Below are 22,790 nucleotides of genomic sequence, written 5' to 3'. Positions count from 1 at the left end.
CTACGCGCTGCGTTCGTCGGATATCACCTTGCCGTCGTTCGGCAGCGCGCCGGCACCGACCAACTCGACATTGCCGCCGAGTTTCGTCACGGCCCGCAAGGTCACGGCGAGCTCACTCTGAAGGGCTGGGCTCGCTGCGGCTGTCTCTGCTTTCAGCGTCATGACGTCGGTCTCGCCGGAGCGCGTCACCACCAGGCGCAGCCGCCCGAGTTCGGGGTGTCGTTTGCTGACCTCGGCGATCTGCTCAGGTCGCACGAACATGCCTTTGACCTTGGTCGTCTGGTCGGCGCGTCCCATCCAGCCCTTGATGCGCATGCTGGTGCGCCCGCATGAGCTTACTCCTGGGAGGGCAGCCGTGAGGTCGCCCAGTGCGAGGCGGATCCAGGGATGGTGCGGGTCCAGGGAGGTGACCACGATCTCGCCGACGTCACCCGTTGCGACGGGGTCGCCGGTGCCGGGCCTGACGATCTCTAGGATCAGATCCTCGTTGACCACCATGCCGTCGCGCGCCTCGGTCTCGAACGCGATCATGCCCAGATCGGCGGTGCCGAACGCCTGATAGGCGTCGATGCCGCGCGCCTTGATCTCCTCCTGCAGCGATTTCGGAAAGGCGGCCCCCGATACCAGCGCGCGCTTGATCGAGGAGACATCGCGTCCGGCGCCCGCGGCCGCATCGAGCAGGATCTTCAGGAAATCCGGCGTGCCACTGTAGCCAATCGGCCGGTAGGCCTCGATCAGCTCGAATTGCTGCTCGGTATTCCCGGGGCCGGCGGGGATCACCCCGCAACCAAGCGCCCGGGCGGAGGTATCGAAGATGAAGCCGCCGGGGGTGAGATGATAGCTGAAGGTGTTAAGAACCACGTCGCCCGGACGAAAGCCTGCCGCGAACAGCGCCCGCGCCCCGCGCCAGGCGTCGTCGTGGGCGGCCTCGGGCTCAAAGATCGGTCCGGGCGAGGTGAACAGGCGCGCAAACGATCCTGGCGGCCCGGCAACGAAGCCGCCGAAGGGTGGGGCGGCCTTGTGCAGGGCCGGGAGTTCCGACTTGCGCAGCACCGGCAGGCGAGCCAGCGCGGCGCGGCTGGTGATGGCGGCAGGATCGACGCCGTTGAGGTGCTCGGCATAGGCCGGTGCCGCCATGGCCCGCCGCAGGATATCAGGCAGGCGGGCGAACAGTTCCGCCTCGCGCTCGGCGGGATCGCGGGTTTCGCGGGCGTCATAGTGGTCCGTCATGGGTGATCCTCACGGGTTCGCGCGATTGCGCTCCGCCTTCGACGTGCTATCAGACGGCTTCTCGCCGGATCGGCGATGCTCCGGGAAATGCAATGGCAGATACGCAGACCGCCGCAGCGAGCGACCCTTCGGATGCCGATGTCGTCGGCAGGCTGAAGCGTCGCGTCATCGAGCACTGCCTGCCGCTGTGGCGCACGGAAGGGTGGGATGATGCGGCAGGGGGCTTTGTCGACCGGCTCGACCCCGACGGCGGTGCCGATCGGCTCGCCCCGCGGCGCGTATTCGTTCAGGCCCGACAGATCTATTGCTACGCCAAGGCCGCGCAGATGGGCTGGTATAGCGAAGGCCGCGAGATCGCGCTGAAGGGGCTCGATCATCTCTTGACGAAGGCGAAGGCGCCAGACGGCCGGCCGGGCTTCGTCCACAGGCTGACACCCGACGGTGGCGTGCTCGACGCGCGGCGCGACACCTATGACCACGCCTTCGTGCTGCTGGCGCTCGCGACTGTTTATGAGCTTGATCGCGACGCGCAGGTGCGCTCGGAGATCGACGCGCTGCTCGCCTATCTCGACGCGCATCTGCGCTCGCCGAATGGCGGCTTTCTCGAGGGGGTGCCGGCGTCCCTGCCGCGGCGGCAGAATCCGCAGATGCATCTGTTCGAGGCGATGATCGCCATATTCGACGCCACGCATGACTTGGCGTTCCAGCAGCGCGCCGGCGAGTTTTTTGCGCTCTTCCTTGCCAATCTCTACGACAAGCAGACCCATGTGCTTGGCGAATATTTCGAGGAAGACTGGTCCAGGATTTCGCCCGTCAGCGTCGAGCCTGGACACTTGGCCGAATGGGTCTGGCTCTTGAAAGGCTTTGAACGCATCACGGGCTGCCCGACGGGACGCTATCGCGGTGAATTGCTGGCTTCGGCATTGCGCTATCGTGACGAGGCGACCGGTTGCCTGACCGACGAAGGCAATGTCGAGGGCCTTATCCGGCGCAACTCTCGGCGTCTGTGGCCGCAGAGCGAGATCGCAAAGGCCTGGATCGCGCAAGCCGAATCCGGCGAGGCGGGGGCTGCTGACCAGGCGCGTGCCGCCTTGGCGCGCCTTGAGCGGCATTACCTGAGCCATCCCGTTGCGGGCGGCTGGTACGATCAGTTCGACCGCGACGGCAAGTCGCTTGTCGCCACCATCCCTGCGTCTTCGTTCTATCATGTTCTCTGTGCGGTGACGGAAGCGGAGCAGGTGCTGCAATAGGCACCCGGCTGCGCTCATAGCCACCGCTTCCGCCGCTTGAAGCTCTTGAGGTTCTTGAAACTCTTGCGTTGCTCGCCAGCGCCGCCGAGGTAGAACTCCTTGACGTCCTCGTTGTCGCGCAATTCGTCGGCGCTGCCGTCAAGCACCACCTTGCCCTGTTCCATAATGTAGCCGTGGCTCGCCACCGAAAGCGCTGCCCGCGCATTCTGCTCCACCAGGAGGATGGTGACGCCGAGGTCGCGGTTGATCTCCTTGATGATGGCGAACACCTCCTTCACCAGCAGCGGCGACAGACCCATAGACGGCTCGTCCATCAGGATCATCTTCGGGCGTGCCATCAGCGCGCGGCCGATCGCCAGCATCTGCTGTTCGCCGCCGGAGAGATAGCCGGCCAGCCCCGTGCGCTCCTTCAGGCGCGGGAAATAGTTGAAGACCATGTCGATGTCGGCATCGACCTGGCCGTCGCTGCGGGTGAACGCGCCGAGCCGCAAATTCTCCAGCGATGTCATGTCGGCGATGATGCGCCGTCCCTCCATCACCTGGAATATGCCGCGGCGGACGATCTTGTCGGGATCGATGCCGTTGATGCGCTCGCCGTTAAAGATGATCTCGCCGCGCGTCACCTCGCCGTCTTCGGTCTTGAGCAGCCCCGAGATCGCCTTCAGCGTGGTCGATTTGCCCGCGCCGTTGGCCCCCAGCAGCGCCACGATCGAACCTCTGGGCACTTCGAGGCTCAGGCCTCGCAACACCAGGATGACGTCATCGTAGACCACCTCGATGTTGTTGACACTGAGGAGGGGCGGCGCGGGGACCGCAGCTGGTCCCGGATGAGTTGCTTCGACGGTTTGGGTCATCGTGATCACCTTCTAGTCGTCACTCGCGAAGGCGGGTGACCCGGTATTCCAGCGGCGCTTGCAATTCCACTGCGAAGCCGCTGCGCACTGGATCCCCCGCCTCCGCGGGGGATGACGACGGAGTGTTGTTGATGTCAGTGTGCCTCACCACCCCAGCCATTCCGGCTTGCGCGGCAGCTCCACGGTCTTGACCTTCTCGAGCTTGATCGCGCCCTTGGCCATGAGGTCGTTGAGATCGCCGTCGGTCGAGCCGGTGACCTTGGAACGGTAGAGATCGACCTTCGTGGTCGGGCGATGGTCCTTTGCGGTCCAGGTCGAGGCGTTGCAGACGCCTTCCATGCCGGCCGGTATCCAGTCCTTCTTCTGATGGAAGCCCTTGGCGACGTTCTCGCCGGTCGCGCCGCCGTTCTTGTCGGCCCACTCGATCGCCTCCTTCATGTAGAGGGCCGAGCAGACGGCGGCGATATAATGCACGGGACGATAGATCTTGCCCGACGGGTCCGAGATTTTGGAGATTTCCATCACCGTCTTCATGCCGGGCGCATCGCCACCCCAGCCGACCGCCGTGCGCAGCGGGAAGATCACGCCATCGGCCGCATCACCGGCGGTCTTGGCCGCGTTCTCATCCATGCCCCAGACGTTGCCCAGGAACTGCACGTCGGCGCCGGCCGCCTTGCAGGCCTTCAACACGGAGATGTTGGACGCTGCCGTATTGCCGAGATAGGCGTAATTGGCGCCGGAGCTCTTGAGGCTGAGGCATTGCGCGGAATAGTCGCCGGGGGTGAGCGCGAATACGAGCGGCGGCAGCACCTCGAAGCCGAGTTCGGTGGCGATGGCTTCGCCGGCCGCCTTTGGTGCGTTGGGATAGGGATGGTTGGCGCCCATGTGAACGAACTTGGGTTTGCCCGACTTGCCCTTGGCTTTCCAATCGTCCGCTGCCCAGATCAGCATCGCGCGCAGCGCGTCCGAATAGCTCGGACCATAGAAGAAATTGTAGGGCGCGGGCTTTGCCTTGCCGCTGGTACCCTCCGGATCGGTCAACGCTGCCGCATAAGAGCCCGAGATATCCGGGATCTTGTCCTGGGCGAGGAAGCCGGTCAGCGCCTCCGTATCGGCGGTGCCCCAGCCCATGATCGCCGCGACCTTGCCGTCCGGCGCCGACCATTTCTTGTAGAGCGCGATCGCGCGCGGCACCTGATAGCCGTAGTCGTTGGTATCGACATTGAGCTTCTTGCCGCCGATGCCGCCATTCTTGTTGACCCACGCAAAGGTGTCGGCGACGGCCTGCCCGTAAGGCGTGCCGACGTCCGAGGTGCCGCCGGAATAGTCGGCGAGGTGGCCGATCGCGATCTGGGCCTGCGCGGCCACGGATGCGCCACCGATCAGCAGCGCCAATGAGGCCGTGCTCAAAAGGGATTTAATCGTCATGGTCTTTCCTCCTGTTATTCGTTGATACGATTGTAAGTCTTTGCCCCGACCTCAATGCGAGAACGGGTAGAGTTTCCAATATGCCTTGATCTGCCGCCAGCGATGCGCGAGCCCATCCGGCTCGAACATCAGGAACGCGATGATGATCAGCCCGATCGCGATCTCGCGCAGGAAAGTGATGTTGGTGTTGAGCTCCAGCGCCCTGTCGATCGCGCTCCCCTTCAGCTCCAGGCTGATCCACTCCATTGTCTCAGGCAGCAGCACCACGAAGGCCGTGCCCATCAGCGTACCCATGACCGAACCCGTGCCGCCGATGATGATCATGGCGAGGAACAGCACGGAGCGCTCGATGCCGAAACCTTCCTGCGAGACCACAAGCTGATAGTGCGCATAGAGTGCGCCAGCGATACCGGCGAAGAACGCGGCAATACCGAACGACAGCGTTCGGTATTTGGTGAGGTTGATGCCCATGATCTCGGCGGAAAGATAATGGTCGCGGATCGCAATCAGCGCGCGGCCGTCGCGCGTGCGCATCAAATTGGTGACGAGGAGATAGCTGACGACAAGGTAAGCCAGCACGACGTAGAAATACTGGCGGTCGCCGCGCAGTGTATAGCCGAAGATCGAAAATGGCTCGGCGCTCGCCGGCACCGAGCCGCCGGAGAACCATTCGGCGCGGGAGAAGAAGTCGAGCAGGATGTATTGCGCGGCGAGCGTCGCGATCGCGAGATAAAGCCCCTTCAGCCGCGCCGCCGGCACGCCGAAGATGAGGCCGACCAGCGCGGTGACGAGACCCGCAAGCGGGATGGCGAAGAACACCGGGATCGGCGCATTGTTCGAAATATAGGCCGAGGTGAAGGCGCCAAGCAGGAAGAACGCCGCGTGGCCGATCGAGATCTGCCCGGTGAAGCCGACCAGCACGTTGAGGCCGAGCGCTGCAATCGCGAAGATACCGATCTGGATCGAGATGCTGAGCCAGTAGTTGGAGAACACATAGGGCGCGAAGCACGCCAGCAGGATCCCCAGAATCGCAAAGTTGCGGCTGGTTATGGTCGGAAAGATCGTGGTGTCGGCAGCGTAGGTGGTGCGGAAGTCGCCGGAGGGAATCAGGGAACGCGTCGCCATGGTCAGACCCGCTCAATATCCTTGGTGCCGAACAGGCCGTAGGGCTTGATCATCAGGATGATGATCAAGACGTAGAACGGCGCGATCTCGTAGAGGTTGCCCCAGTGCAGGTACTCGCTGTCGACATATTGCGCGACGTTCTCGAGCAGCCCGATGATGATGCCGCCGAGCACGGCGCCGCCGACCGAATCGAGCCCGCCGAGGATCGCCGCCGGAAATACCTTGATGCCGTAGGCGGAGAGGCCGGAAGAGACGCCGTTGACGACGGCGACGACGACGCCTGCGACCGCCGACACGGTCGCCGAGATCGCCCAGGCCATCGCAAACACGCTCTTCACGGAAATGCCGAGCGACTGTGCGACCTGCTGGTTGAAGGCCGTAGCCCGCATCGCCAGGCCGTATTTGGAAGCGCGGAAGAACCAGGCCATGCCGATCATCATCGCGATCGAGACCACGAGGCTCATCACGTAGACGGTCTGGATCTGCAGGCCGAACAGGTTGACCGATTGGCTCTGGAACACGCGCGGGAACGGCTGCGGGTTGACACCGAACATCCATTTCAGCGCGGCCTGGAACACCGTCGAGAGCCCGATGGTCACCATGATGACGGAGATGATCGGCTCTCCAATCATTGGCCGCAGGATCACAATCTGGATCGCGATGCCGAAGACGAACATGAAAACCAGCGTGATCGGCATGCCAAGCCAGAACGGCAGCTGGTATTTGGCAAGCAGCGCCCAGCACACCCAGGCGCCGATCAGCAGCAATTCGCCCTGCGCGAAGTTCACGACCTGCGTCGCTTTGTAGATCAGCACAAACGACATGGCGACCACGCCATAGAGGGTGCCGACGACAAGGCCGTTGATCAGGAGCTGGAGCAGGAACTGGATGTTCATGTTGATTTGCGACTAGCGAAAGAGGGGAGCGCCGCTGCACCCTCTCCCCTTGTGGGAGAGGGTGGCGTCGCGAGGCGACGCCGGGTGAGGGGTTGTCTCGGCGTCGGGAGTGCGGGGAGGGAACCCCTCACCCTATCGAGGCCTTGTCTGCTAGAGGAGCAGCCCTCTCCCACAAGGGGAGAGGGCGCCACAATGCGCATCACGCTCTGTTCCTGGAGTATCATTCCGCGGCCTCCGCAGTTGCCGCAGGCGCCAGATCCACCACCTTCAGTGTGGTTCGTACCCGTTGGGTCGTCCCGTCCTGGAAGCGGATCACGGTGTCGACCGGAATATTCGCGTCGCCACGATAGATCGCGTCGATGATATCTGCGTATTTCTCGTTGATGACGCCGCGGCGCACTTTTCGGGTGCGGGTCAGCTCACCATCGTCGGCGTCGAGTTCCTTGTAGAGCAGCAGGAAGCGGGAGATGCGCTGGGCCGGCGGCAGCGAGGCGTTGACGGTCTCGACTTCCTTGCGCAGCAGTGCATAGACCTCGGGACGCGAGGAGAGGTCGCTATACGTCGTGAACGAGATCCGGTTCTTTTCCGCCCACTTCGAGATGATGGAATAGCGGATGCAGATCATCGCGGCGAGTGCGTCGCGGCCGGCGCCCAGCACCACCGCTTCCGCAATATAGGGCGAGAACTTCAGCTTATTCTCGATATATTGCGGCGAGAACCGATCGCCGCGCGAAGTCTCGGCGAGATCCTTGATGCGGTCGATCACCACGAGCTGCCTGTTGTCATTGAAGTAGCCGGCATCGCCGGAACGCATCCAGCCATCCTCCATGTCGGCCGCGGATGCTTCCGGGTTCTTGTAGTAGCCCAGGAACATGTTGGGATGACGCACCACGATCTCGCCGACGCCGTTGACATCAGGGTTGTCGACGCGGATCTCGATCGTCTCGGCCATCGCGACGCCCGTGGTATCGGGATCGACCGCGCCGGGCGGATGCAGGGTATAGGCACCGAGCAGCTCGGTCTGGCCGTAAAGCGTGCGCAGCGGCACGCCCATCGCTCGGAAGAACTTGAACGTATCAGGGCCAAGCGCCGCGCCGCCGGTTGCCGCCGAGCGCAGCCGCGTGAAACCAAGGCGGTCGCGCAGCGCTCGGAACAGAAGCTGGTCGGCAACCACCGAGCGGTTGCCCTGCGCGAGCGCCGCAAGCCCTGTTTTCATGCCGAGGTCGTACAGCCTTTGCTTCAAGGGCGATGAATCCATCACGCCGGCGCGCACGTCGGCCGCGATCGCCTCCCATACCCGCGGCGCGAACAGCACGAAGGTCGGCGCGATCTCGCGGAAATCGTGCATCATGGTATCGGGCTCTTCGACGAAGTTGACCTTCATCCGGCAGAGCAGACCTTTGCCGAGCGCGTAGACCTGCTCCATGATCCAGGGCAGCGGCAGCACCGAGACATATTCGTCGTCCGGCCCCTTCGGATCGAAGGAGAGATAGGTCGCGCAGTGCTTGAGCACGCGGCCAGCGGCGAGCATTGCGAGCTTCGGATTGGCTGTCGTGCCCGACGTCGTGCAGAGGATCGCGACGTCTTCGCCATCAGTGGCGTCGACCAGCGTGTCGTAGAGGCCGGGCTCGCGCAGGGCGCGCTCGCGGCCGAGGTTGGCAAGGTTGTTCGCCTCCATCAGGCGCGGATCGTCATATTTCCGCATGCCGCGCGGATCGGAATAGACGATGTGCTTCAGGTGCGGCGCGCGGTCGGCCAGGCCCAGAAGCTTGTCGACCTGTTCCTCGTCCTCGGCGAATACGAGTTTCGCCTCACCATAGTTCAGGAGGTAGGCCGCCTCCTCATCCAGCACGTCGCGGTAAAGCCCAAGACTCATGCCGCCGATCGCGTGGCTCGCGATTTCGGCAGCCACCCAGTCCGGGCGATTGTCGCCGATGATGCCGATCACGTCGCCACGGCCGAGGCCCAGTTCGATCATGCCGAGCGCGAAATCCCGCACGCGCGTCTGGTAATCGTCCCAGGTGAATTCACGCCACAGACCAAGATCCTTCTCACGCAGCGCGATCTCGCTGCCATGTTCCCTGGCATTGAGCCGCAGTATCTTGGGAAAGGTGTCGGCCCGTGCGGCGCGCCCGGCGTAGTCCATCATGCCGCGCTCTCCCGCGGCAGCGGCACGTCGTCGGGATCGACCAGCGCCTCGTCCTCTTCGCCGAGATAGGCGCGCTTGACGTGGGGATCGGCGAGCACGGTCGCGGGATCGCCCTCGGCGATCTTGCGGCCGAAATCGAGCACCATCACGCGGTGGGAGATGTCCATCACCACGCCCATGTCGTGCTCGATCATCACGACGGTCATGCCGAACTCTTCGTTGAGATCGACGATGTACCGCGTCATGTCCTCCTTCTCTTCGAAGTTCATGCCAGCCATCGGCTCGTCGAGCAGGATCAACTGCGGCTCGAGCGCCATGGCGCGGGCAAGTTCCACGCGCTTGCGCAGGCCGTAGGGAAGGGTGCCGGCGGTTGCCTTGCGCACCGACTGCAGGTCGAGGAAGTCGATGATCTCTTCCACCTTGCGGCGGTGATCGAGCTCCTCGCGCCGCGCGCCGGTCAGCCAGTACAGCGATCCCGTGATGAAATTGTTCTTCAGCAGGTGATGGCGGCCGACCATGATGTTGTCGAGCACGCTCATGTGGTGGAACAGCGCGAGATTCTGGAAGGTGCGGCCGATGCCGAGGGAGGGCCGCGCGTTCGGATTGAGGCCGGTGATGTCCTTGCCGCGATAGAAAAGCTGGCCTTCGGTCGGCTTGTAGCGACCGGAAATGCAGTTGACGATCGAGGTCTTGCCGGCCCCGTTGGGGCCGATGATGGAGAACAATTCGCCGGGCTTGACGCCAAAGCTCACTTCGGTCAGCGCACGGACGCCACCAAAGCGCAGCGACACCCCGCGCACCTCCAACGTGTAATCCACCTATTCCCTCCAGATGCGGCGCTTCACGCGCTCTTTGTCTCTCGTTGCAAAGACGGCGATAATCTTACATCGGCCGTTCCGGCTAAGCCATCCGACTAATGGTGCTCGTTCCGCTTGCGAACGCGACCGCTCATGCGCGGTAACGCCGCACCCGGACCTTGCCCCACCCGCGCTTCACGCGTGTCGTGCAGATGGCGTTGCGCCGATGGCCCTCCATAAGGCAAACCGGTACGGTGAAATGTCTTGCGCCCGACAATTGGCCGGCAAATTTCGTTCGGTCCCTGAGTTGTTGCGGCGCAACATAGCAAGACGGGCGACGTCAACGGGATCATGATTGCTGCTGATTACCTCAAGCGCATCGCGGCCTGGTCGCGTGAACTGGATGACCGCGAGATCGAGGTTGCGCGCAGCGGCATCATCGAGAAATCCTACCGCGCCAATGAATTCATCTTCATGCGCGGCGATCGTTTCGATTATTGGACCGGCGTGGTCACGGGTCTGGCGCGGATGGGCATCGTCTCCCGCGGGGGCAAAGCTGCAAGCTTCGCCGGATTGACCGCCGGCGCCTGGTTCGGTGAGGGGTCGGTGCTGAAGAACGAAGCGCGGCGCTACGACGTGGTGGCGCTGCGCGACACGCGGCTGGCCATGATGGACCGCAAGACCTTCGTCTGGCTGTTCGAGAACAGCGTGGCGTTCAACCGTTTCCTGGTGGCGCAGCTCAACGAGCGGCTTGGCCAGTTCATCGCGCTGCTGGAATATGGCCGTACCCTGGATGCGACTGCTCGGCTGGCGCGTTCCATCGCCTCCCTGTTCAACCCGATTCTCTACCCCGAACTCTCGCGCCATCTCGAGATCACGCAGGAGGAAATCGGCGCGCTTTCCGGCATCTCGCGTCAGAATGCCAACCAGTGCCTGAAACGGCTGGAGAAGGAGGGGCTGTTGCGGCTGGAATATGGCGGCGTGACCATCGTCGATCTCGAACGTCTCCGCCATTACGGCGAATAGTCCAGCGGGCCGGTTCGATACCGTTTTTGCCCAAAGCTTGAGCCTAACGGCCTGATTCCAAACGGTTATGGCATTAGACTTCGCTCGGGGCGGATGCTACAGACCGAGCCATTCGCAACCCCGGCGCAGTTTCGCGCCCTCGGAGAGGATATGGCGGTTCAGGACTCCAAGCGGCGCGTCGCACTGATCACGGGCGTCACCGGTCAGGACGGCGCCTATCTCGCTGAATATCTGCTCGGGCTTGGCTACACCGTGCACGGCATCAAGCGCCGCTCGTCGTCGTTCAACACGGCGCGCGTCGATCATCTCTATCAGGATCGCCACGTCGGCAACGTGCCGTTCCTGTTGCATTACGGCGACATGACCGACTCGACCAATCTGATCCGGCTGATGCAGCAGATCAGGCCGACCGAAATCTATAATCTCGCCGCGCAAAGCCATGTCGGGGTCAGCTTCGAGAGCCCGGAATACACCGCCAATGCCGATGCCGTCGGCGTGCTGCGCCTCCTGGAGGCGATCCGCATCCTCGGCATGGAAAAGGAGACGCGGTTCTATCAGGCCTCGACCTCGGAGCTGTACGGCCTGGTGCAGGAAGTGCCGCAGAAGGAGACCACGCCGTTCTATCCGCGCTCGCCCTATGGCGTCGCCAAGCTCTACGGCTACTGGATCACGGTGAACTACCGCGAGGCCTACGGCATGTACGCCTCCAACGGCATCCTGTTCAACCATGAGAGCCCGATCCGCGGCGAGACCTTCGTCACCCGCAAGATCACCCGCGGCGTCGCCCGCATCGAGGTCGGGCTCGAGGAGACGCTCTATCTCGGCAATCTCGAGGCCAAGCGCGACTGGGGTCATGCGCGGGACTATATCGAGGGCATGCACAGGATCCTGCAGGCGGATGCTCCTGACGATTTCGTGCTGGCGACCGGCGAGACGCGCTCGGTTCGCGAATTCGTGGAACTGGCGTTTGCCGAAGTCGGCCGCCGGATTGCATGGCGCGGCGAGGGCATCGACGAGACCGGTGTCGACACAAAATCTGGCAAGACTGTGGTCCGCATCGATCCGACCTATTTCCGCCCCACCGAGGTCGATCTTCTGATCGGCGATGCCAGCAAGGCGCGCGAGAAACTCGGCTGGAAGCCGAAGACCAGCTTTGCCCAGCTCGTGAAGGAAATGGTCGCGAGCGACCTCGCTGAGGCGGGGCAGGAGGCCGCCCATGGCAAGAACACCGTTTGAGCTGAGAGGCAAGACGGTCTTTGTCGCCGGCCATCGCGGCATGGTCGGCTCCGCGCTATTGCGAAGGCTCGCACAGGAAGACGTTAATCTCCTGACGGTGCCACGAACGGAAGTCGATCTCCGCGATCAGGCGGCGGTCAACAGATGGTTTTCCGCAAAGCGGCCGCAGGTGGTGTTCCTCGCGGCTGCCAAAGTCGGCGGCATCGCCGCCAACGACCTGCTGCGCGCCGAGTTCCTCTACGACAATCTGGCGATCGCGACCAACGTGATCCACGCAGCCTACGCCAATGGAACCGAGAAGCTGATGTTCTTCGGCTCCTCCTGCATCTATCCTCGCCTGGCGCCACAGCCGCTGCGCGAGGATTCGGTGCTGACCGGGCCGCTCGAGGAGACGAACGAGCCCTATGCGATTGCCAAGATCGCGGGCATCAAGATGGCGGAAACCTATCGCAGCCAATATGGAGCGGATTTCATCAGCGTGATGCCGACCAATCTCTATGGTCGGGGTGACAACTATGATCCCGAATACAGCCACGTCGTCGCGGCCTTGATCCGCCGTTTCCATGAGGCGAAGATGTCGGGGGCGAAGAACGTCGTGGTCTGGGGCACCGGCACGCCGCGGCGCGAATTCCTCTATGTCGACGATCTCGCCGACGCCTGCATCCACCTCATGAAGGTCTACTCCGACGAGGGATTGGTCAATATCGGCACCGGCAAGGACATCACGATCGCGGAATTCGCCCGGGTGGTCGCGGCGACAATCGGTTATGACGGCGCCATCGGTTATGACGCCGGGCGGCCCGACGGCACGCCGCGCAAACTGCTCGACGTCAGCCGGCTGGCTGCGCTCGGCTGGCGAGCGAAGACGTCGCTGGAAGACGGCATCAAGCTCGCCTATCAGGCGTATCTCAGCGAAATCCAGCAGGCGGCGGAATAGCGCTCGGATCGCACCACATCGTCATTGCGAGCCACCGGGTCGGCGCGTAGCGCCGCCCGATGACAGGCTCCGCGAAGCAATCCATCTTCCTTCCCACTTGTGGCGGCATGGATCGTTTCGTCGCTACGCTCCTCGCGATGACGGTGGTTGCGACCCTACCTCGCCGTCGTCCGCGGTGGCTGCTTTGCGAGCGCCAGCGCCATCGCTGAGATCAGCGGCTTCATGAAATAGGCGTCGTTCGCCGGCGCGATGTCGGTGCGCAGGCCGTGTGAGGCGAGTTCGCCGGAGACTGCCGGCCCTACCGAGGCGATCGAGGTCCGGTCAAGGCCCTGGCGCAGCCTGTCCTCATAGCCGCGCGCCCGCGCGGCTTCGAACAGCCGGCGCACCTGGCCCAAATTGGTCAGCGCGATCGCATCGATCCGGCCGTCCGCCATCTCGTCGATGGCGGCGACGATGTTGGCGTCGGCCGCCTTGGGATCATAGACATAAGGCAGCACCGTATCGACCTCGGCGCCCTGCGCCTGGATCGCACCGATCAACGCGCCGTGATCCTTGTCCGGATAGAGCTGCAGGCCGAGCCGATGGCCCTTCAGCTCGATGCGGGACAGCATCTCGATGACGCCCTCCGATGTCGGTTTCTCCGTCGTCACCTGCGGCTCGAGCCCGATTTCGCGCAAAGCCCGGCCGGGCTTTGGGCCGCGGGCGAATTTGCGGGCCTCGGTCAGCGCCGCAATGAACTCCTGCTCGACGCCGATGCGGCGCACGACCTTCATCAGCCGCCGCAGCCCCTCACCGGTCATCAGCACCAGATCGTCGAAGGGTCTTTCGACGCAGCGCCTGATCCAGGCCTCGATCGGCGCCGGATCCGGCGCATCATGGATCGCGAACATCGGACATTGCAGCACGTCGGCGCCCTGTTCGGCGAGCAGGCGGGAGAATTGCGCCTCCTCGCGGGTCTCCAGGATCAGGATGCGGTAGCCGTTGAGCCGGTCAGCCATGATGTGCCTCCGATATAGTTCAATTTGGCACCTGCCGCGGGAATGGCGCAAGGGCCACGGCGGTGATACAGCAGGGCCGCAAAACCGTCGTTCCAGTGGCTGCCCAAGCCTTAATCAATCAAGCCCTTCATCGCCATGCCCGACCCTCAATTTGTCCTGACCCTGTCCTGCCCCGACCGCCCCGGTATCGTCTCGGCGGTCTCGACCTTTCTCGCGCATAATGGTCAGAACATCCTGGATGCCCAGCAGTTCGACGATATCGAGACCAAGAAATTCTTCATGCGGGTGGTGTTCACCGCTGCCGATCTCGCAGTCGAACTGTCGGCGCTCCAGACCGGCTTTGCCGCAATCGCCGAGCGTTTTGCCATGACATGGCAGATGCGGGACCGCGCGGCTCGCCGCCGCGTGATGCTGCTGGTGTCGAAATCGGATCACTGCCTGGTCGATATCCTCTATCGCTGGCGCACCGGCGAATTGCAGATGATCCCGACCGCCATCGTCTCCAACCATCCGCGCGAAGCCTACAGCCATCTCGATTTCGGTGAGATTCCGTTCCACTACCTTCCCGTGACCAAGGAGACCAAACGCGACCAGGAAGCCGCGCTCTGGAAGGTCGCCGACGACACGAACACCGACCTGGTCGTGCTTGCTCGCTACATGCAGATCCTGTCGGACGAGCTGTCGGCAAAGCTCGCGGGCCGCTGCATCAACATCCACCATTCGTTCCTGCCGGGCTTCAAGGGCGCGCGCCCCTACCATCAGGCGCACGAGCGCGGCGTCAAACTGATCGGCGCCACCGCCCATTACGTCACCGGCGATCTCGACGAAGGGCCGATCATCGACCAGGACGTCGAGCGCATCAGCCACCGCGATACGCCCGACGATCTCGTCCGCAAGGGCCGGGACATCGAGCGCCGCGTGCTGGCGCGCGCGATCCGCTACCATCTCGAGGATCGCGTGATCTCCAACGGCCGCAAGACGGTGGTGTTCGTCGACTGAGCGGAGTGGCGTGCTCGCCCTTCCTCAATGAGTGGCATCCTGCGACTTCGGCGCGGGCTTGTTGTCGTCGCCGCGCTCGGCGGCGGGCATCAGCCGTTTGCGTTCCCGCTCGCGCATGAATTCGTCATATGCGGCGGTGCCCGGCCGGGGTGGGGCGTCCGCCGGCAGCCCGCCGGCCCAGGCCGGAATAAGGTCCGCCGTGCCAGCCGACAGCTTCTCGTTGATGGTACCGCATCCGCCCAAGGCACAGCCTGTGAGAGCGAGGGCGAAGAGGGTAGCGAGATGGCGGGCGCTGGTCGGCATCGCGATGCAGGGGCGTGGGCTCGAAGGTTTGGACCGGATTGCGCCAACCCTTGGCGCGGGTCGGCGGAACGTAGTTTCGAAATCGTAAGATAGCCTTATCAGGTCCCGTTAGAGGTATGATAGAACCTTTATCGCCGGAAATACTAAAGACGCCGCCGGTGGCTGCTGGCGGTCAGCGCGCCGGGACCATGCTTACGTCGGCTTGACAAACTGACGCCGGACGACGCCATTCGCCGCGCTACACCGCCGAACAATCTGGGCTATGGTGAGGCAAGGGCCGGGGACTCGGTTCGATCCGCGCGAACGATGAGGGGGAGAAGCGTTCATGTTCATTCGCCGTCAATTGTTGCTGGTTGCAGGCGCCCTTGCCGTTGCAGCCACTGTCCCGCACGCCCGGGCGCAGGAAGAAACGGTCAAGATCGGCCTGATCGTGCCGATGACCGGCGGGCAGGCCTCGACCGGCAGGCAGATCGACAACGCGATCAAGCTCTACATGCAGCAGAAGGGCGACACCGTCGCCGGCAAGAAGATCGAGATCATCCTGAGGGACGACGCCGCGGTTCCCGACAATACCAAGCGCATGGCGCAGGAGCTGATCGTCAACGAGAAGGTCAACGTCATTGCCGGTTTCGGCGTCACCCCGGCCGCGCTCGCCGCGGCGCCCCTGGCGACGCAGGCCAAAGTTCCTGAGATCGTCATGGCGGCCGGCACCTCGATCATTACCGAACGTTCGCCCTACATCGTCCGCACCAGCTTCACGCTGGCGCAATCCTCCACCATCATCGGCGACTGGGCGGTCAAGAACGGCATCAAGAAGGTGGCGACGCTGACCTCGGATTACGCACCCGGCAACGACGCGCTGGCTTCCTTCAAGGAGCATTTCGTGGCCGGCGGCGGCGAGATCGTCGAAGAGGTGAAGGTGCCGCTCGCCAATCCCGACTTCGCGCCATTCCTGCAACGGATGAAAGATTCCAAGCCGGACGCCATGTTCGTGTTCGTGCCGGCCGGGCAGGGCGGCAATTTCATGAAGCAATATGCCGAGCGCGGGCTGGACAAGAGCGGCATCAAGGTGATCGGCCCGGGCGATGTCATGGACGACGATCTCCTCAACAACATGGGCGATGCGGCGCTCGGCGCGGTCACCGCGCATCTCTATTCCGCCGCGCATCCCTCGCAGATCAACAAGGAGTTCGTGGCCGCCTACAAGAAGGCGTTCAACAATCGGCCCGGCTTCATGGCGGTGGGCGGTTACGACGGCATCCATCTGATCTATGAAGCCTTGAAGAAGACCGGCGGCGACGCCACCGGCGACAAGCTGATTGCGGCAATGAAGGGAATGAAGTGGGAAAGCCCGCGTGGGCCGATCTCGATCGACCCGGAGACACGCGATATCGTCCAGAACATCTATATCCGCAAGGTCGAGAAGGTCGACGGCGAACTCTACAACGTGGAATTTGCCACCTTCGAGGCCGTCAAGGACCCCGGCAAGACCAAGAAGTGACGCGGACGCCATCTCCAGCGCTGGCTGATTCCGGCTTAAGTCCATGACCACGCTGTTCACCATCCTGTTCGACGGCGTCGCCTACGGCATGCTGCTGTTCGTGCTCGCCTGCGGGCTCGCCGTGACGCTCGGGCTGATGAACTTCGTCAACCTCGCGCACGGCGCCTTCGCGATGGCCGGCGGCTATATCTGCGCGGTGCTGGTGAATAATTCCGGCTGGCCATTCTTTGCGGCGCTGCCGCTCGCCTTCGTCGTCAGCGCCGCGATCGGCGTAGTCCTGGAGCGAGCGCTGTACCGTCATCTCTATGCGCGCAGCCATCTCGACCAGGTGCTGTTCTCGATCGGCCTCGTCTTCATGTCGGTCGCAGCGGTCGACTACATCATGGGCTCGTCACGGGTTTTCATCAAATTGCCCGCGGCGCTCGAGGGACAGTTCGACGTCTTCGGGGTCGGCATCGGCCGCTATCGGCTGATGATCATCGTGATCTGCGGTTTGCTGACGGTCGCGCTGCAATTGATCCTGGCGCGCACGCGCTTCGGCAGCCGACTGCGCGCAGCGGTCGATGATCCCCGTGCCGCGATCGGGCTCGGCATCAACGTGCCGCAGGTCTTCGCCATCACCTTTGCTTTTGGTTGTGGGCTGGCCGGCCTCGGCGGCGCGTTGAGCGCAGAGATCCTCGGCCTCGATCCCTACTTCCCGCTCAAATTCATGATCTACTTTCTGATCGTGGTGACGGTGGGCGGCTCCTCCTCGATAACAGGGCCGTTCCTGGCCTCGCTCCTGCTCGGCATCGGGGATGTCGCCGGCAAATACTATGTCCCGAAGATGGGACCGTTCGTGATCTACACCATCATGATCGTGATCCTGATCTGGCGTCCGAACGGCCTGTTCGGCCGCACGGCCGCGCGTTGAGGCGTGCGATGACCACGCTTCCCGACGTCTCCACGGATGCAATTGCGAGCGCCCGCTGGCGGCCGGGCGAGATCGCCTTCTGGATCGTGGTTGTCGCCTGTGGCTTCCTGTTTCCATCCCGCTACCTGATCATGACCGACATCGTGCGGCTCGCTTTGTTCGCGCTGTCGCTCGACCTGATCCTCGGCTATGCCGGCATCGTCTCGCTTGGGCATGCCGCGTTCTTCGGCGTCGGCGCCTATTCCGCGGGGCTGCTGGCGCTGCATGGCATCATCAACGAGCCGGTGGTTGCGCTCGTGGTTGCAGGCTTTGCCGCCATGGTGCTCGGCTTCTTCACCAGCTTCCTCGTCATCCGCGGCGTCGATCTGACCCGGCTGATGGTGACGCTCGGCATCGCATTGCTCCTGGAAGCGCTTGCCGAACGTTTCTCCAACATCACCGGCGGCACCGACGGATTGCAGGGCATCGAGATGCAGCCGATCCTCGGCCGCTTCGCGTTCGACATCTTCGGCAAGACCGGATTCTTCTATTCGCTGATCGTGCTGTTCCTCCTGTTCCTGCTGGCGCGGCGGATCGTGCATTCGCCGTTCGGCCTGTCGCTGCGCGCGATCAGGAACAACCCGCTGCGGGCGGCAGCGATCGGTATTCCCGTCAATCGCCGATTGATCGCGATCTATACCGTCTCGGCGTTCTATGCTGGCGTCGCCGGCGCGCTGTTCACGCAGACGACGGCGCTCGCGTCGCTCGACGTGTTCTCGTTCGAGCGGTCCGCCGACCTGATGTTGATGCTCGTTATCGGCGGCACTGGCTATCTCTACGGCGGGCTGATCGGCGCCGTTGTGTTCAAGATGCTGCAGGAGCTGTTTTCGACCATCACGCCGCAATATTGGCTGTTCTGGATCGGGCTGGTGCTGGTCGTGATCGTTCTGATCGGCCGTGCTCGCATCCATCGCTGGGCGCTTTGGCTGCCCAACCTCGTTATTCGGCAATTTGCCGGCCGCCGGGCGGTTGTTGTCGTTCCCGAGAGCGACCCGTCATGACGATCGCGCTGGAAACCAGGGGGCTGGAAAAATCCTTTGGCGGCCTGCGCATCACGCGCGACCTGTCGCTCAGGATAGAGCAGGGCGCCCGCCACGCTCTGATCGGGCCGAACGGCGCCGGCAAGACCACCGTGATCAACCTGCTCACCGGTGTGCTGCGGCCCAATGGCGGCCGTATCCTGCTCGAAGGCAGCGACATTACTGGCTTGCCGGTGCACAAGCGCGTGCTGCGCGGCCTGTCGCGCACCTTCCAGATCAACCAGCTCTATCCCGATCTCACCCCGCTCGAGACCATTGGCTTGGCAGTCTCCGAACGGATGGGACGCGGCGGCGACTGGTGGCGGCGGATGGGGACGCGGGCGGACGTCAATGCAGAGATCGCCGAGATCCTGGCGCGGTTTCATCTGCTTGACGTCATGCGCGAGCCCACCGTCACCTTGCCCTATGGCAAGCAGCGCCTGCTCGAGATCGCGGTCGCGATCGCCGCCAGACCTCGCGTGCTGCTGCTCGACGAGCCGGCCGCCGGCGTGCCCGAAAACGAGCGCCACGACATTCTGGCCGCGGTTGCGGCCCTTCCGCGCGAGGTCACGGTGCTCTTGATCGAGCACGACATGGATCTGGTGTTCTCCTTCGCCGATCGCATCTCGGTGCTGGTCAACGGTGCGCTGCTGACGGAAGGCCCGCCCGATGCCGTGGCGCGCGACCCGCAGGTGAAAGCGGTCTATCTCGGCGAGGCCGCCCATGTCTGAACTGCTTGCGATCGATGGCCTGCGCGCCGGCTATGGCGAGGCGGTGGTGCTGCCGGGCATGACGCTGTCGCTCCCTGAAGGCCAGGTGCTGGCCCTCTTGGGGCGCAATGGCACCGGCAAGACCACGCTGATCAATTCCATCGTCGGCGTCACCCGCCGTTTCGGCGGCACCTTGTCGTTGAGCGGACAGGACATCACGGCGTTGCGCCCGGACCAGCGGGCGAGGGCAGGGATCGGTTGGGTGCCGCAGGAGCGCAATATTTTCCGCTCCCTCACGGTCGAGGAGAACATGACCGCGGTGGCTCAGCGGGGACCGTGGACGGTCGAGCGCATCTACCGGATGTTTCCGCGCCTGAAGGAGCGCCGCACCAATTTCGGCAACCAGCTCTCCGGTGGCGAGCAGCAGATGCTGGCGATCGGCCGCGCGCTGACCTTGAATCCGAAGGTGCTGCTGCTCGACGAGCCGACGGAAGGCCTCGCGCCCATCATCGTTGAGGAATTGCTCAAGGCGCTCGGCACCATTACCCGCTCTGGTGGCATCTGCTCCATCATCGTGGAACAGCATGCGCAAAAGATTCTGGGGCTCGCCGACCGCGTTGTGATATTGGAACGCGGTACAATCGTTCACGATGCGGCAAGCGATGCCTTGAAGGCCGACCCCACAGTGCTCGAGCGGCATCTCGGGGTCTCCGGCGCCAAAGCGCATTAGTTCCGTCCCTAGGGAGTCGAAACCATGCAACGAACAAAACCCCCTTTCCGCGCCGACGAAGTCGGCAGCCTGCTGCGGCCAGCGAAGATCAAGGAGGCGCGCGCCAAGCTTGAAAAGGGCGAGATCGCGCCCGACGAACTGCGCAAGATCGAAGACATCGAGATCGAGAAGGTCGTGCACCGCCAGGCCTCCACTGGTCTGAAGCTTGCGACCGACGGTGAATTCCGCCGCTCCTGGTGGCACTTCGATTTTCTCGCCAAGCTGACCGGCTGCGAACTGTTTCATCCCGACGCCGGCATCCAGTTCGCGGGCGTGCAGACGCGTCACGACGCCATCCGCGTGATCGGCAAGCTGGACTTTCCCGACAACCACCCGATGCTCGACCACTTCCGCTTCCTGAAGAAATATGCCGACCAGGCCCATGTCACGGCGAAGATGACGATCCCCGCGCCGTCGGTGCTGCACTTCCGCGGCGGCCGCAAGCTGATCTCGAAGGAGGTCTATCCCGAACTCGAGCCGTTCTTCGAGGACCTCGGCAAGACCTACCGCAAGGCCGTGAAGGCGTTTTACGACGCGGGCTGCCGCTATCTGCAGTTCGACGACACCGTATGGGCGTATCTCTGCTCGCAGGAGGAATTGCAGAAGGCGCGCGAGCGCGGCGATAATCCTGATGGTCTCCAGGAGATCTACGCCCGCGTCATCAATTACGCGATCGCTGACCGTCCATCGGACATGGTGATCACGACGCATGTCTGCCGCGGCAATTTCCGCTCCACCTGGATTTCCTCCGGCGGCTACGAGCCGGTGGCGCAAACGCTGCTCGCTGGCACCAACTACGACGGCTATTTCCTCGAATATGATTCCGACCGCGCCGGCGGCTTCGAGCCGCTGCGTTATCTGCCGAAGGGCGACAAGATCGTGGTGGTCGGCGTCATCACCTCCAAGTTCGGTGAGCTCGAGAAGAAAGACGACATCAAGCGGCGGCTGGAGGAAGCTTCGAAATTCGCGCCGCTCGAGCAGCTCGCGCTCTCGCCGCAATGCGGCTTCGCCTCGACCGAGGAAGGCAACATCCTCTCCGAGGAAGAGCAGTGGGCGAAGCTGAGGCTCGCGGTCGAGATCGCCGAAGAGGTGTGGGGGAGGTAGATCGCACTCGAGGCGAGAGGGCTTCAGGAAGTGGGCAGATGGTGGTAGAGGTCTTTACTTATCCACCGCTGCCCACCCCCGTCCCATTCTCCAGGCCCAATGAAGAACGACGAGATCCTCAGCCAGATCACCGACTTCTGCCGCCGGGCAGACATGGCCGAGACGACCTTCGGCCGTCGTGCGGTCAATGACGGCAAGCTGGTGCACCGGCTGCGGGAGGGGAAGCGGATCACGATCGACACGCTGGATCGCATCCAGGCTTTCATTGCCACCTCCACCCCGGGCGGGGTGGCGCCGCCGCGTGGCTTGGTGGTGCCGCCCGAAAAGCGCGATCCGCGGCAGAATTTCCGCTTCTTCGAGAACCGGCAGAGGTACCTGCTGTTCGTCCACACCTGCGGCGAGAAGCGGGTAATCGCGCAGCGGGTCGCGCTGGAGCTTTCCGCCATCCATCCCCGGCCGCCAGCGCTGCGGGTGTTTGACGCAGGGATCGGCGACGGCACCGTGCTGGCGCGAGTTCTGCGCTCCATGCATAGCCGCTTCCCGCATATGCCGTTCTACGTCGCCGGCAAGGAACTGAGCCTGGAGGACGTGCGGCTGACTTTGGACAAGGTACCGGACCGGTTGTTCGAGCACCCCGCTACCGTCTTCGTCCTGACCAACATGTATTACGCGGAGGCGCCCTGGCTGACCCCGAAATCGCCGGCGGCGGCCGCCAGCACGCTGTGGCACGAAGTGGCGCTGCGGGGGGCATCGTCGGGTGAGTTCGAGGCCCAGATCGCGGAACTTGGCCCATTTCTTGAGCAGAATTGGCGGGCCAGCGTCAGCCCACGATCAGGGATGCCCATCTATGAGCGCCCGGTGGTTTTGGTGCTCTACCGGGAGGACCAGCGGTTCCTGCTCGATTCGATCATCCCGCGGGCCGGCAAGTCCGAGGCCAATTTCGACCTTGTCATCGCATCGCAGCCATACCGGGCAAAATCCTCGGTGAATTTCCGCGCCAAGCGCATCGTCGCGCCGCTCGCGCGGGCTTTGCGGGCGGGCGGACGCCTGATCGGTATTCACTCCCACGGCCACGATCCGGGCCTGGAAATTATTCAGGCAGTGTGGCCCGGAGAAAATCCTTTCGCCGTTAGCCGCCATGAGATATTGCGCGCGGTCAAGTACGAACTCGGATCGGTCGGGCGCGAGCTTAACTTTAACGCTTACGCCGATAACCGTTCGATCTTCCGATATGATATGGAAGCCTTGCCTAATGAGGTCACCGGGTCGATCGGAACCTCGACGGCTTTCGCAGCGTGGAACGCGGCGGTGTATGTCGCCCAGATCGAGGATGACCGGTTGACCGAGATGACGGAAAGCGGCCGAACTCTGGAGGCTACGCGCGAAGTTCTGCGCAAGCACAATGGGCTGTGGTTTTACGACGAATCCTACGTCATATCGCGTCGTAGAGACTGACATTCCAGGGACACATTCAGGAACGAACGTCGGAGCTCGACGAAAAAAGGGG

The 22,790-nt window shown here is 63.4% G+C and carries 21 protein-coding genes; 12 read left to right on the top strand and 9 right to left on the bottom strand.

Going from position 1 to position 22,790, the window contains the following annotated elements; genetic code table 11:
* The gene (locus tag I6F35_RS18980; protein ID WP_225119189.1) at positions 1 to 1,230 is read right to left on the bottom strand and encodes an AMP-binding protein; all 1,230 of its coding nucleotides are present in this window, start codon (positions 1,228 to 1,230) and stop codon (positions 1 to 3) included.
* Positions 1,231 to 1,322: 92 nt separating this feature from the next.
* On the opposite strand from I6F35_RS18980, the gene I6F35_RS18975 reads away from it, so the two are divergent.
* Positions 1,323 to 2,480 (top strand): AGE family epimerase/isomerase, encoded by a 1,158-nt coding sequence (locus tag I6F35_RS18975; RefSeq protein ID WP_225119188.1) that lies wholly within the window; start codon positions 1,323 to 1,325, stop codon positions 2,478 to 2,480.
* A 14-nt stretch (positions 2,481 to 2,494) separates the two neighbouring features.
* Here the strand turns inward: I6F35_RS18975 and I6F35_RS18970 are convergent, their stop codons facing one another.
* From I6F35_RS18970 to I6F35_RS18945, 6 genes are all read right to left on the bottom strand, one after another.
* On the bottom strand, positions 2,495 to 3,334 hold the full coding sequence (locus tag I6F35_RS18970) for an ABC transporter ATP-binding protein (protein WP_225119187.1): 840 nt from the start codon (positions 3,332 to 3,334) through the stop codon (positions 2,495 to 2,497).
* Positions 3,335 to 3,478: 144 nt separating this feature from the next.
* Positions 3,479 to 4,762 (bottom strand): ABC transporter substrate-binding protein, encoded by a 1,284-nt coding sequence (locus tag I6F35_RS18965; RefSeq protein ID WP_225119186.1) that lies wholly within the window; start codon positions 4,760 to 4,762, stop codon positions 3,479 to 3,481.
* 51 nt (positions 4,763 to 4,813) lie between these two features.
* Positions 4,814 to 5,887, bottom strand: a complete 1,074-nt coding sequence (locus I6F35_RS18960) for a branched-chain amino acid ABC transporter permease (protein WP_225119185.1) — start codon at positions 5,885 to 5,887, stop codon at positions 4,814 to 4,816.
* A gap of 2 nt (positions 5,888 to 5,889) precedes the next feature.
* Entirely contained in the window at positions 5,890 to 6,783 is an 894-nt protein-coding gene (locus tag I6F35_RS18955) for a branched-chain amino acid ABC transporter permease (RefSeq protein ID WP_225119184.1), read from the bottom strand.
* A 220-nt stretch (positions 6,784 to 7,003) separates the two neighbouring features.
* A complete protein-coding gene (locus tag I6F35_RS18950) occupies positions 7,004 to 8,932 on the bottom strand; it encodes a long-chain fatty acid--CoA ligase (protein ID WP_225119183.1) in 1,929 nt (642 codons plus the stop codon).
* On the bottom strand, positions 8,929 to 9,750 hold the full coding sequence (locus I6F35_RS18945; RefSeq protein WP_225119182.1) for an ABC transporter ATP-binding protein: 822 nt from the start codon (positions 9,748 to 9,750) through the stop codon (positions 8,929 to 8,931). The genes I6F35_RS18950 and I6F35_RS18945 overlap by 4 nt, the downstream gene beginning before the upstream one ends.
* 330 nt (positions 9,751 to 10,080) lie before the next feature.
* Here I6F35_RS18945 and I6F35_RS18940 point away from each other — a divergent pair, with 330 nt between their 5' ends.
* The 3 genes from I6F35_RS18940 to I6F35_RS18930 all read left to right on the top strand — a co-directional run bounded on the left by I6F35_RS18940 (position 10,081) and on the right by I6F35_RS18930 (position 12,928).
* A complete protein-coding gene (locus tag I6F35_RS18940; RefSeq protein ID WP_225119181.1) occupies positions 10,081 to 10,755 on the top strand; it encodes a Crp/Fnr family transcriptional regulator in 675 nt (224 codons plus the stop codon).
* Positions 10,756 to 10,905: 150 nt separating this feature from the next.
* Positions 10,906 to 11,991 carry a GDP-mannose 4,6-dehydratase gene (gmd, locus tag I6F35_RS18935; RefSeq protein WP_225119180.1) on the top strand — a complete coding sequence of 362 codons (1,086 nt, stop codon included), beginning with the start codon at positions 10,906 to 10,908 and terminating at the stop codon, positions 11,989 to 11,991.
* Positions 11,972 to 12,928 carry a GDP-L-fucose synthase gene (locus I6F35_RS18930; protein WP_275945473.1) on the top strand — a complete coding sequence of 319 codons (957 nt, stop codon included), beginning with the start codon at positions 11,972 to 11,974 and terminating at the stop codon, positions 12,926 to 12,928. Before gmd ends, I6F35_RS18930 begins: the two co-directional genes overlap by 20 nt.
* Positions 12,929 to 13,083: 155 nt before the next feature.
* Here I6F35_RS18930 and I6F35_RS18925 read toward each other — a convergent pair whose 3' ends face one another.
* Positions 13,084 to 13,926, bottom strand: a complete 843-nt coding sequence (locus I6F35_RS18925) for a uroporphyrinogen-III synthase (protein WP_225119179.1) — start codon at positions 13,924 to 13,926, stop codon at positions 13,084 to 13,086.
* Between the two features lie 135 nt (positions 13,927 to 14,061).
* On the opposite strand from I6F35_RS18925, the gene purU reads away from it, so the two are divergent.
* Positions 14,062 to 14,925, top strand: coding sequence for a formyltetrahydrofolate deformylase (gene purU / locus I6F35_RS18920; protein ID WP_225119178.1), 864 nt, complete (start codon positions 14,062 to 14,064; stop codon positions 14,923 to 14,925).
* Positions 14,926 to 14,949: 24 nt separating this feature from the next.
* On the opposite strand, the gene I6F35_RS18915 is transcribed toward purU, so the two are convergent.
* Positions 14,950 to 15,228, bottom strand: coding sequence for a hypothetical protein (locus tag I6F35_RS18915; protein WP_225119177.1), 279 nt, complete (start codon positions 15,226 to 15,228; stop codon positions 14,950 to 14,952).
* Positions 15,229 to 15,553: 325 nt separating this feature from the next.
* Here I6F35_RS18915 and I6F35_RS18910 point away from each other — a divergent pair, with 325 nt between their 5' ends.
* The 7 genes from I6F35_RS18910 (at position 15,554) to I6F35_RS18880 (ending at position 22,738) form a co-directional block, all read left to right on the top strand.
* Positions 15,554 to 16,729, top strand: a complete 1,176-nt coding sequence (locus I6F35_RS18910) for an ABC transporter substrate-binding protein (RefSeq protein ID WP_225119176.1) — start codon at positions 15,554 to 15,556, stop codon at positions 16,727 to 16,729.
* 43 nt (positions 16,730 to 16,772) lie between these two features.
* Complete coding sequence (locus I6F35_RS18905) at positions 16,773 to 17,642, top strand: branched-chain amino acid ABC transporter permease (protein ID WP_225119175.1); 870 nt, start codon at positions 16,773 to 16,775, stop codon at positions 17,640 to 17,642.
* A gap of 8 nt (positions 17,643 to 17,650) precedes the next feature.
* Positions 17,651 to 18,682 (top strand): branched-chain amino acid ABC transporter permease, encoded by a 1,032-nt coding sequence (locus I6F35_RS18900; RefSeq protein WP_225119174.1) that lies wholly within the window; start codon positions 17,651 to 17,653, stop codon positions 18,680 to 18,682.
* Complete coding sequence (locus I6F35_RS18895) at positions 18,679 to 19,431, top strand: ABC transporter ATP-binding protein (protein ID WP_225119173.1); 753 nt, start codon at positions 18,679 to 18,681, stop codon at positions 19,429 to 19,431. The genes I6F35_RS18900 and I6F35_RS18895 overlap by 4 nt, the downstream gene beginning before the upstream one ends.
* Positions 19,424 to 20,140 (top strand): ABC transporter ATP-binding protein, encoded by a 717-nt coding sequence (locus I6F35_RS18890; protein ID WP_225119172.1) that lies wholly within the window; start codon positions 19,424 to 19,426, stop codon positions 20,138 to 20,140. The genes I6F35_RS18895 and I6F35_RS18890 overlap by 8 nt, the downstream gene beginning before the upstream one ends.
* A 24-nt stretch (positions 20,141 to 20,164) precedes the next feature.
* Positions 20,165 to 21,283 (top strand): cobalamin-independent methionine synthase II family protein, encoded by a 1,119-nt coding sequence (locus I6F35_RS18885; protein ID WP_225119171.1) that lies wholly within the window; start codon positions 20,165 to 20,167, stop codon positions 21,281 to 21,283.
* A 99-nt stretch (positions 21,284 to 21,382) separates the two neighbouring features.
* On the top strand, positions 21,383 to 22,738 hold the full coding sequence (locus I6F35_RS18880; RefSeq protein ID WP_225119170.1) for a hypothetical protein: 1,356 nt from the start codon (positions 21,383 to 21,385) through the stop codon (positions 22,736 to 22,738).
* The last annotated feature ends 52 nt before the right edge of the window (positions 22,739 to 22,790 follow it).

Origin of the sequence: Bradyrhizobium sp. BRP22, assembly GCF_020194175.1 — a bacterium.
In the GTDB taxonomy this organism is placed as follows: domain Bacteria; phylum Pseudomonadota; class Alphaproteobacteria; order Rhizobiales; family Xanthobacteraceae; genus Bradyrhizobium.
This window is presented reverse-complemented; position numbering and strand designations above follow the sequence as displayed.

Coding starts and splice junctions, on each gene's coding strand:
- I6F35_RS18895 (WP_225119173.1), top strand. CDS start 18,679: ATGACGATCGCGCTGGAAACCAGGGGGCTGGAAAAATCCTTTGGCGGC.
- I6F35_RS18970 (WP_225119187.1), bottom strand. CDS start 3,334: ATGACCCAAACCGTCGAAGCAACTCATCCGGGACCAGCTGCGGTCCCC.
- I6F35_RS18915 (WP_225119177.1), bottom strand. CDS start 15,228: ATGCCGACCAGCGCCCGCCATCTCGCTACCCTCTTCGCCCTCGCTCTC.
- I6F35_RS18960 (WP_225119185.1), bottom strand. CDS start 5,887: ATGGCGACGCGTTCCCTGATTCCCTCCGGCGACTTCCGCACCACCTAC.
- I6F35_RS18940 (WP_225119181.1), top strand. CDS start 10,081: ATGATTGCTGCTGATTACCTCAAGCGCATCGCGGCCTGGTCGCGTGAA.
- I6F35_RS18955 (WP_225119184.1), bottom strand. CDS start 6,783: ATGAACATCCAGTTCCTGCTCCAGCTCCTGATCAACGGCCTTGTCGTC.
- I6F35_RS18905 (WP_225119175.1), top strand. CDS start 16,773: ATGACCACGCTGTTCACCATCCTGTTCGACGGCGTCGCCTACGGCATG.
- purU (WP_225119178.1), top strand. CDS start 14,062: ATGCCCGACCCTCAATTTGTCCTGACCCTGTCCTGCCCCGACCGCCCC.
- I6F35_RS18965 (WP_225119186.1), bottom strand. CDS start 4,762: ATGACGATTAAATCCCTTTTGAGCACGGCCTCATTGGCGCTGCTGATC.
- I6F35_RS18900 (WP_225119174.1), top strand. CDS start 17,651: ATGACCACGCTTCCCGACGTCTCCACGGATGCAATTGCGAGCGCCCGC.
- I6F35_RS18885 (WP_225119171.1), top strand. CDS start 20,165: ATGCAACGAACAAAACCCCCTTTCCGCGCCGACGAAGTCGGCAGCCTG.
- I6F35_RS18910 (WP_225119176.1), top strand. CDS start 15,554: ATGTTCATTCGCCGTCAATTGTTGCTGGTTGCAGGCGCCCTTGCCGTT.
- I6F35_RS18890 (WP_225119172.1), top strand. CDS start 19,424: ATGTCTGAACTGCTTGCGATCGATGGCCTGCGCGCCGGCTATGGCGAG.
- gmd (WP_225119180.1), top strand. CDS start 10,906: ATGGCGGTTCAGGACTCCAAGCGGCGCGTCGCACTGATCACGGGCGTC.
- I6F35_RS18980 (WP_225119189.1), bottom strand. CDS start 1,230: ATGACGGACCACTATGACGCCCGCGAAACCCGCGATCCCGCCGAGCGC.
- I6F35_RS18975 (WP_225119188.1), top strand. CDS start 1,323: ATGGCAGATACGCAGACCGCCGCAGCGAGCGACCCTTCGGATGCCGAT.
- I6F35_RS18880 (WP_225119170.1), top strand. CDS start 21,383: ATGAAGAACGACGAGATCCTCAGCCAGATCACCGACTTCTGCCGCCGG.
- I6F35_RS18930 (WP_275945473.1), top strand. CDS start 11,972: ATGGCAAGAACACCGTTTGAGCTGAGAGGCAAGACGGTCTTTGTCGCC.
- I6F35_RS18950 (WP_225119183.1), bottom strand. CDS start 8,932: ATGATGGACTACGCCGGGCGCGCCGCACGGGCCGACACCTTTCCCAAG.
- I6F35_RS18925 (WP_225119179.1), bottom strand. CDS start 13,926: ATGGCTGACCGGCTCAACGGCTACCGCATCCTGATCCTGGAGACCCGC.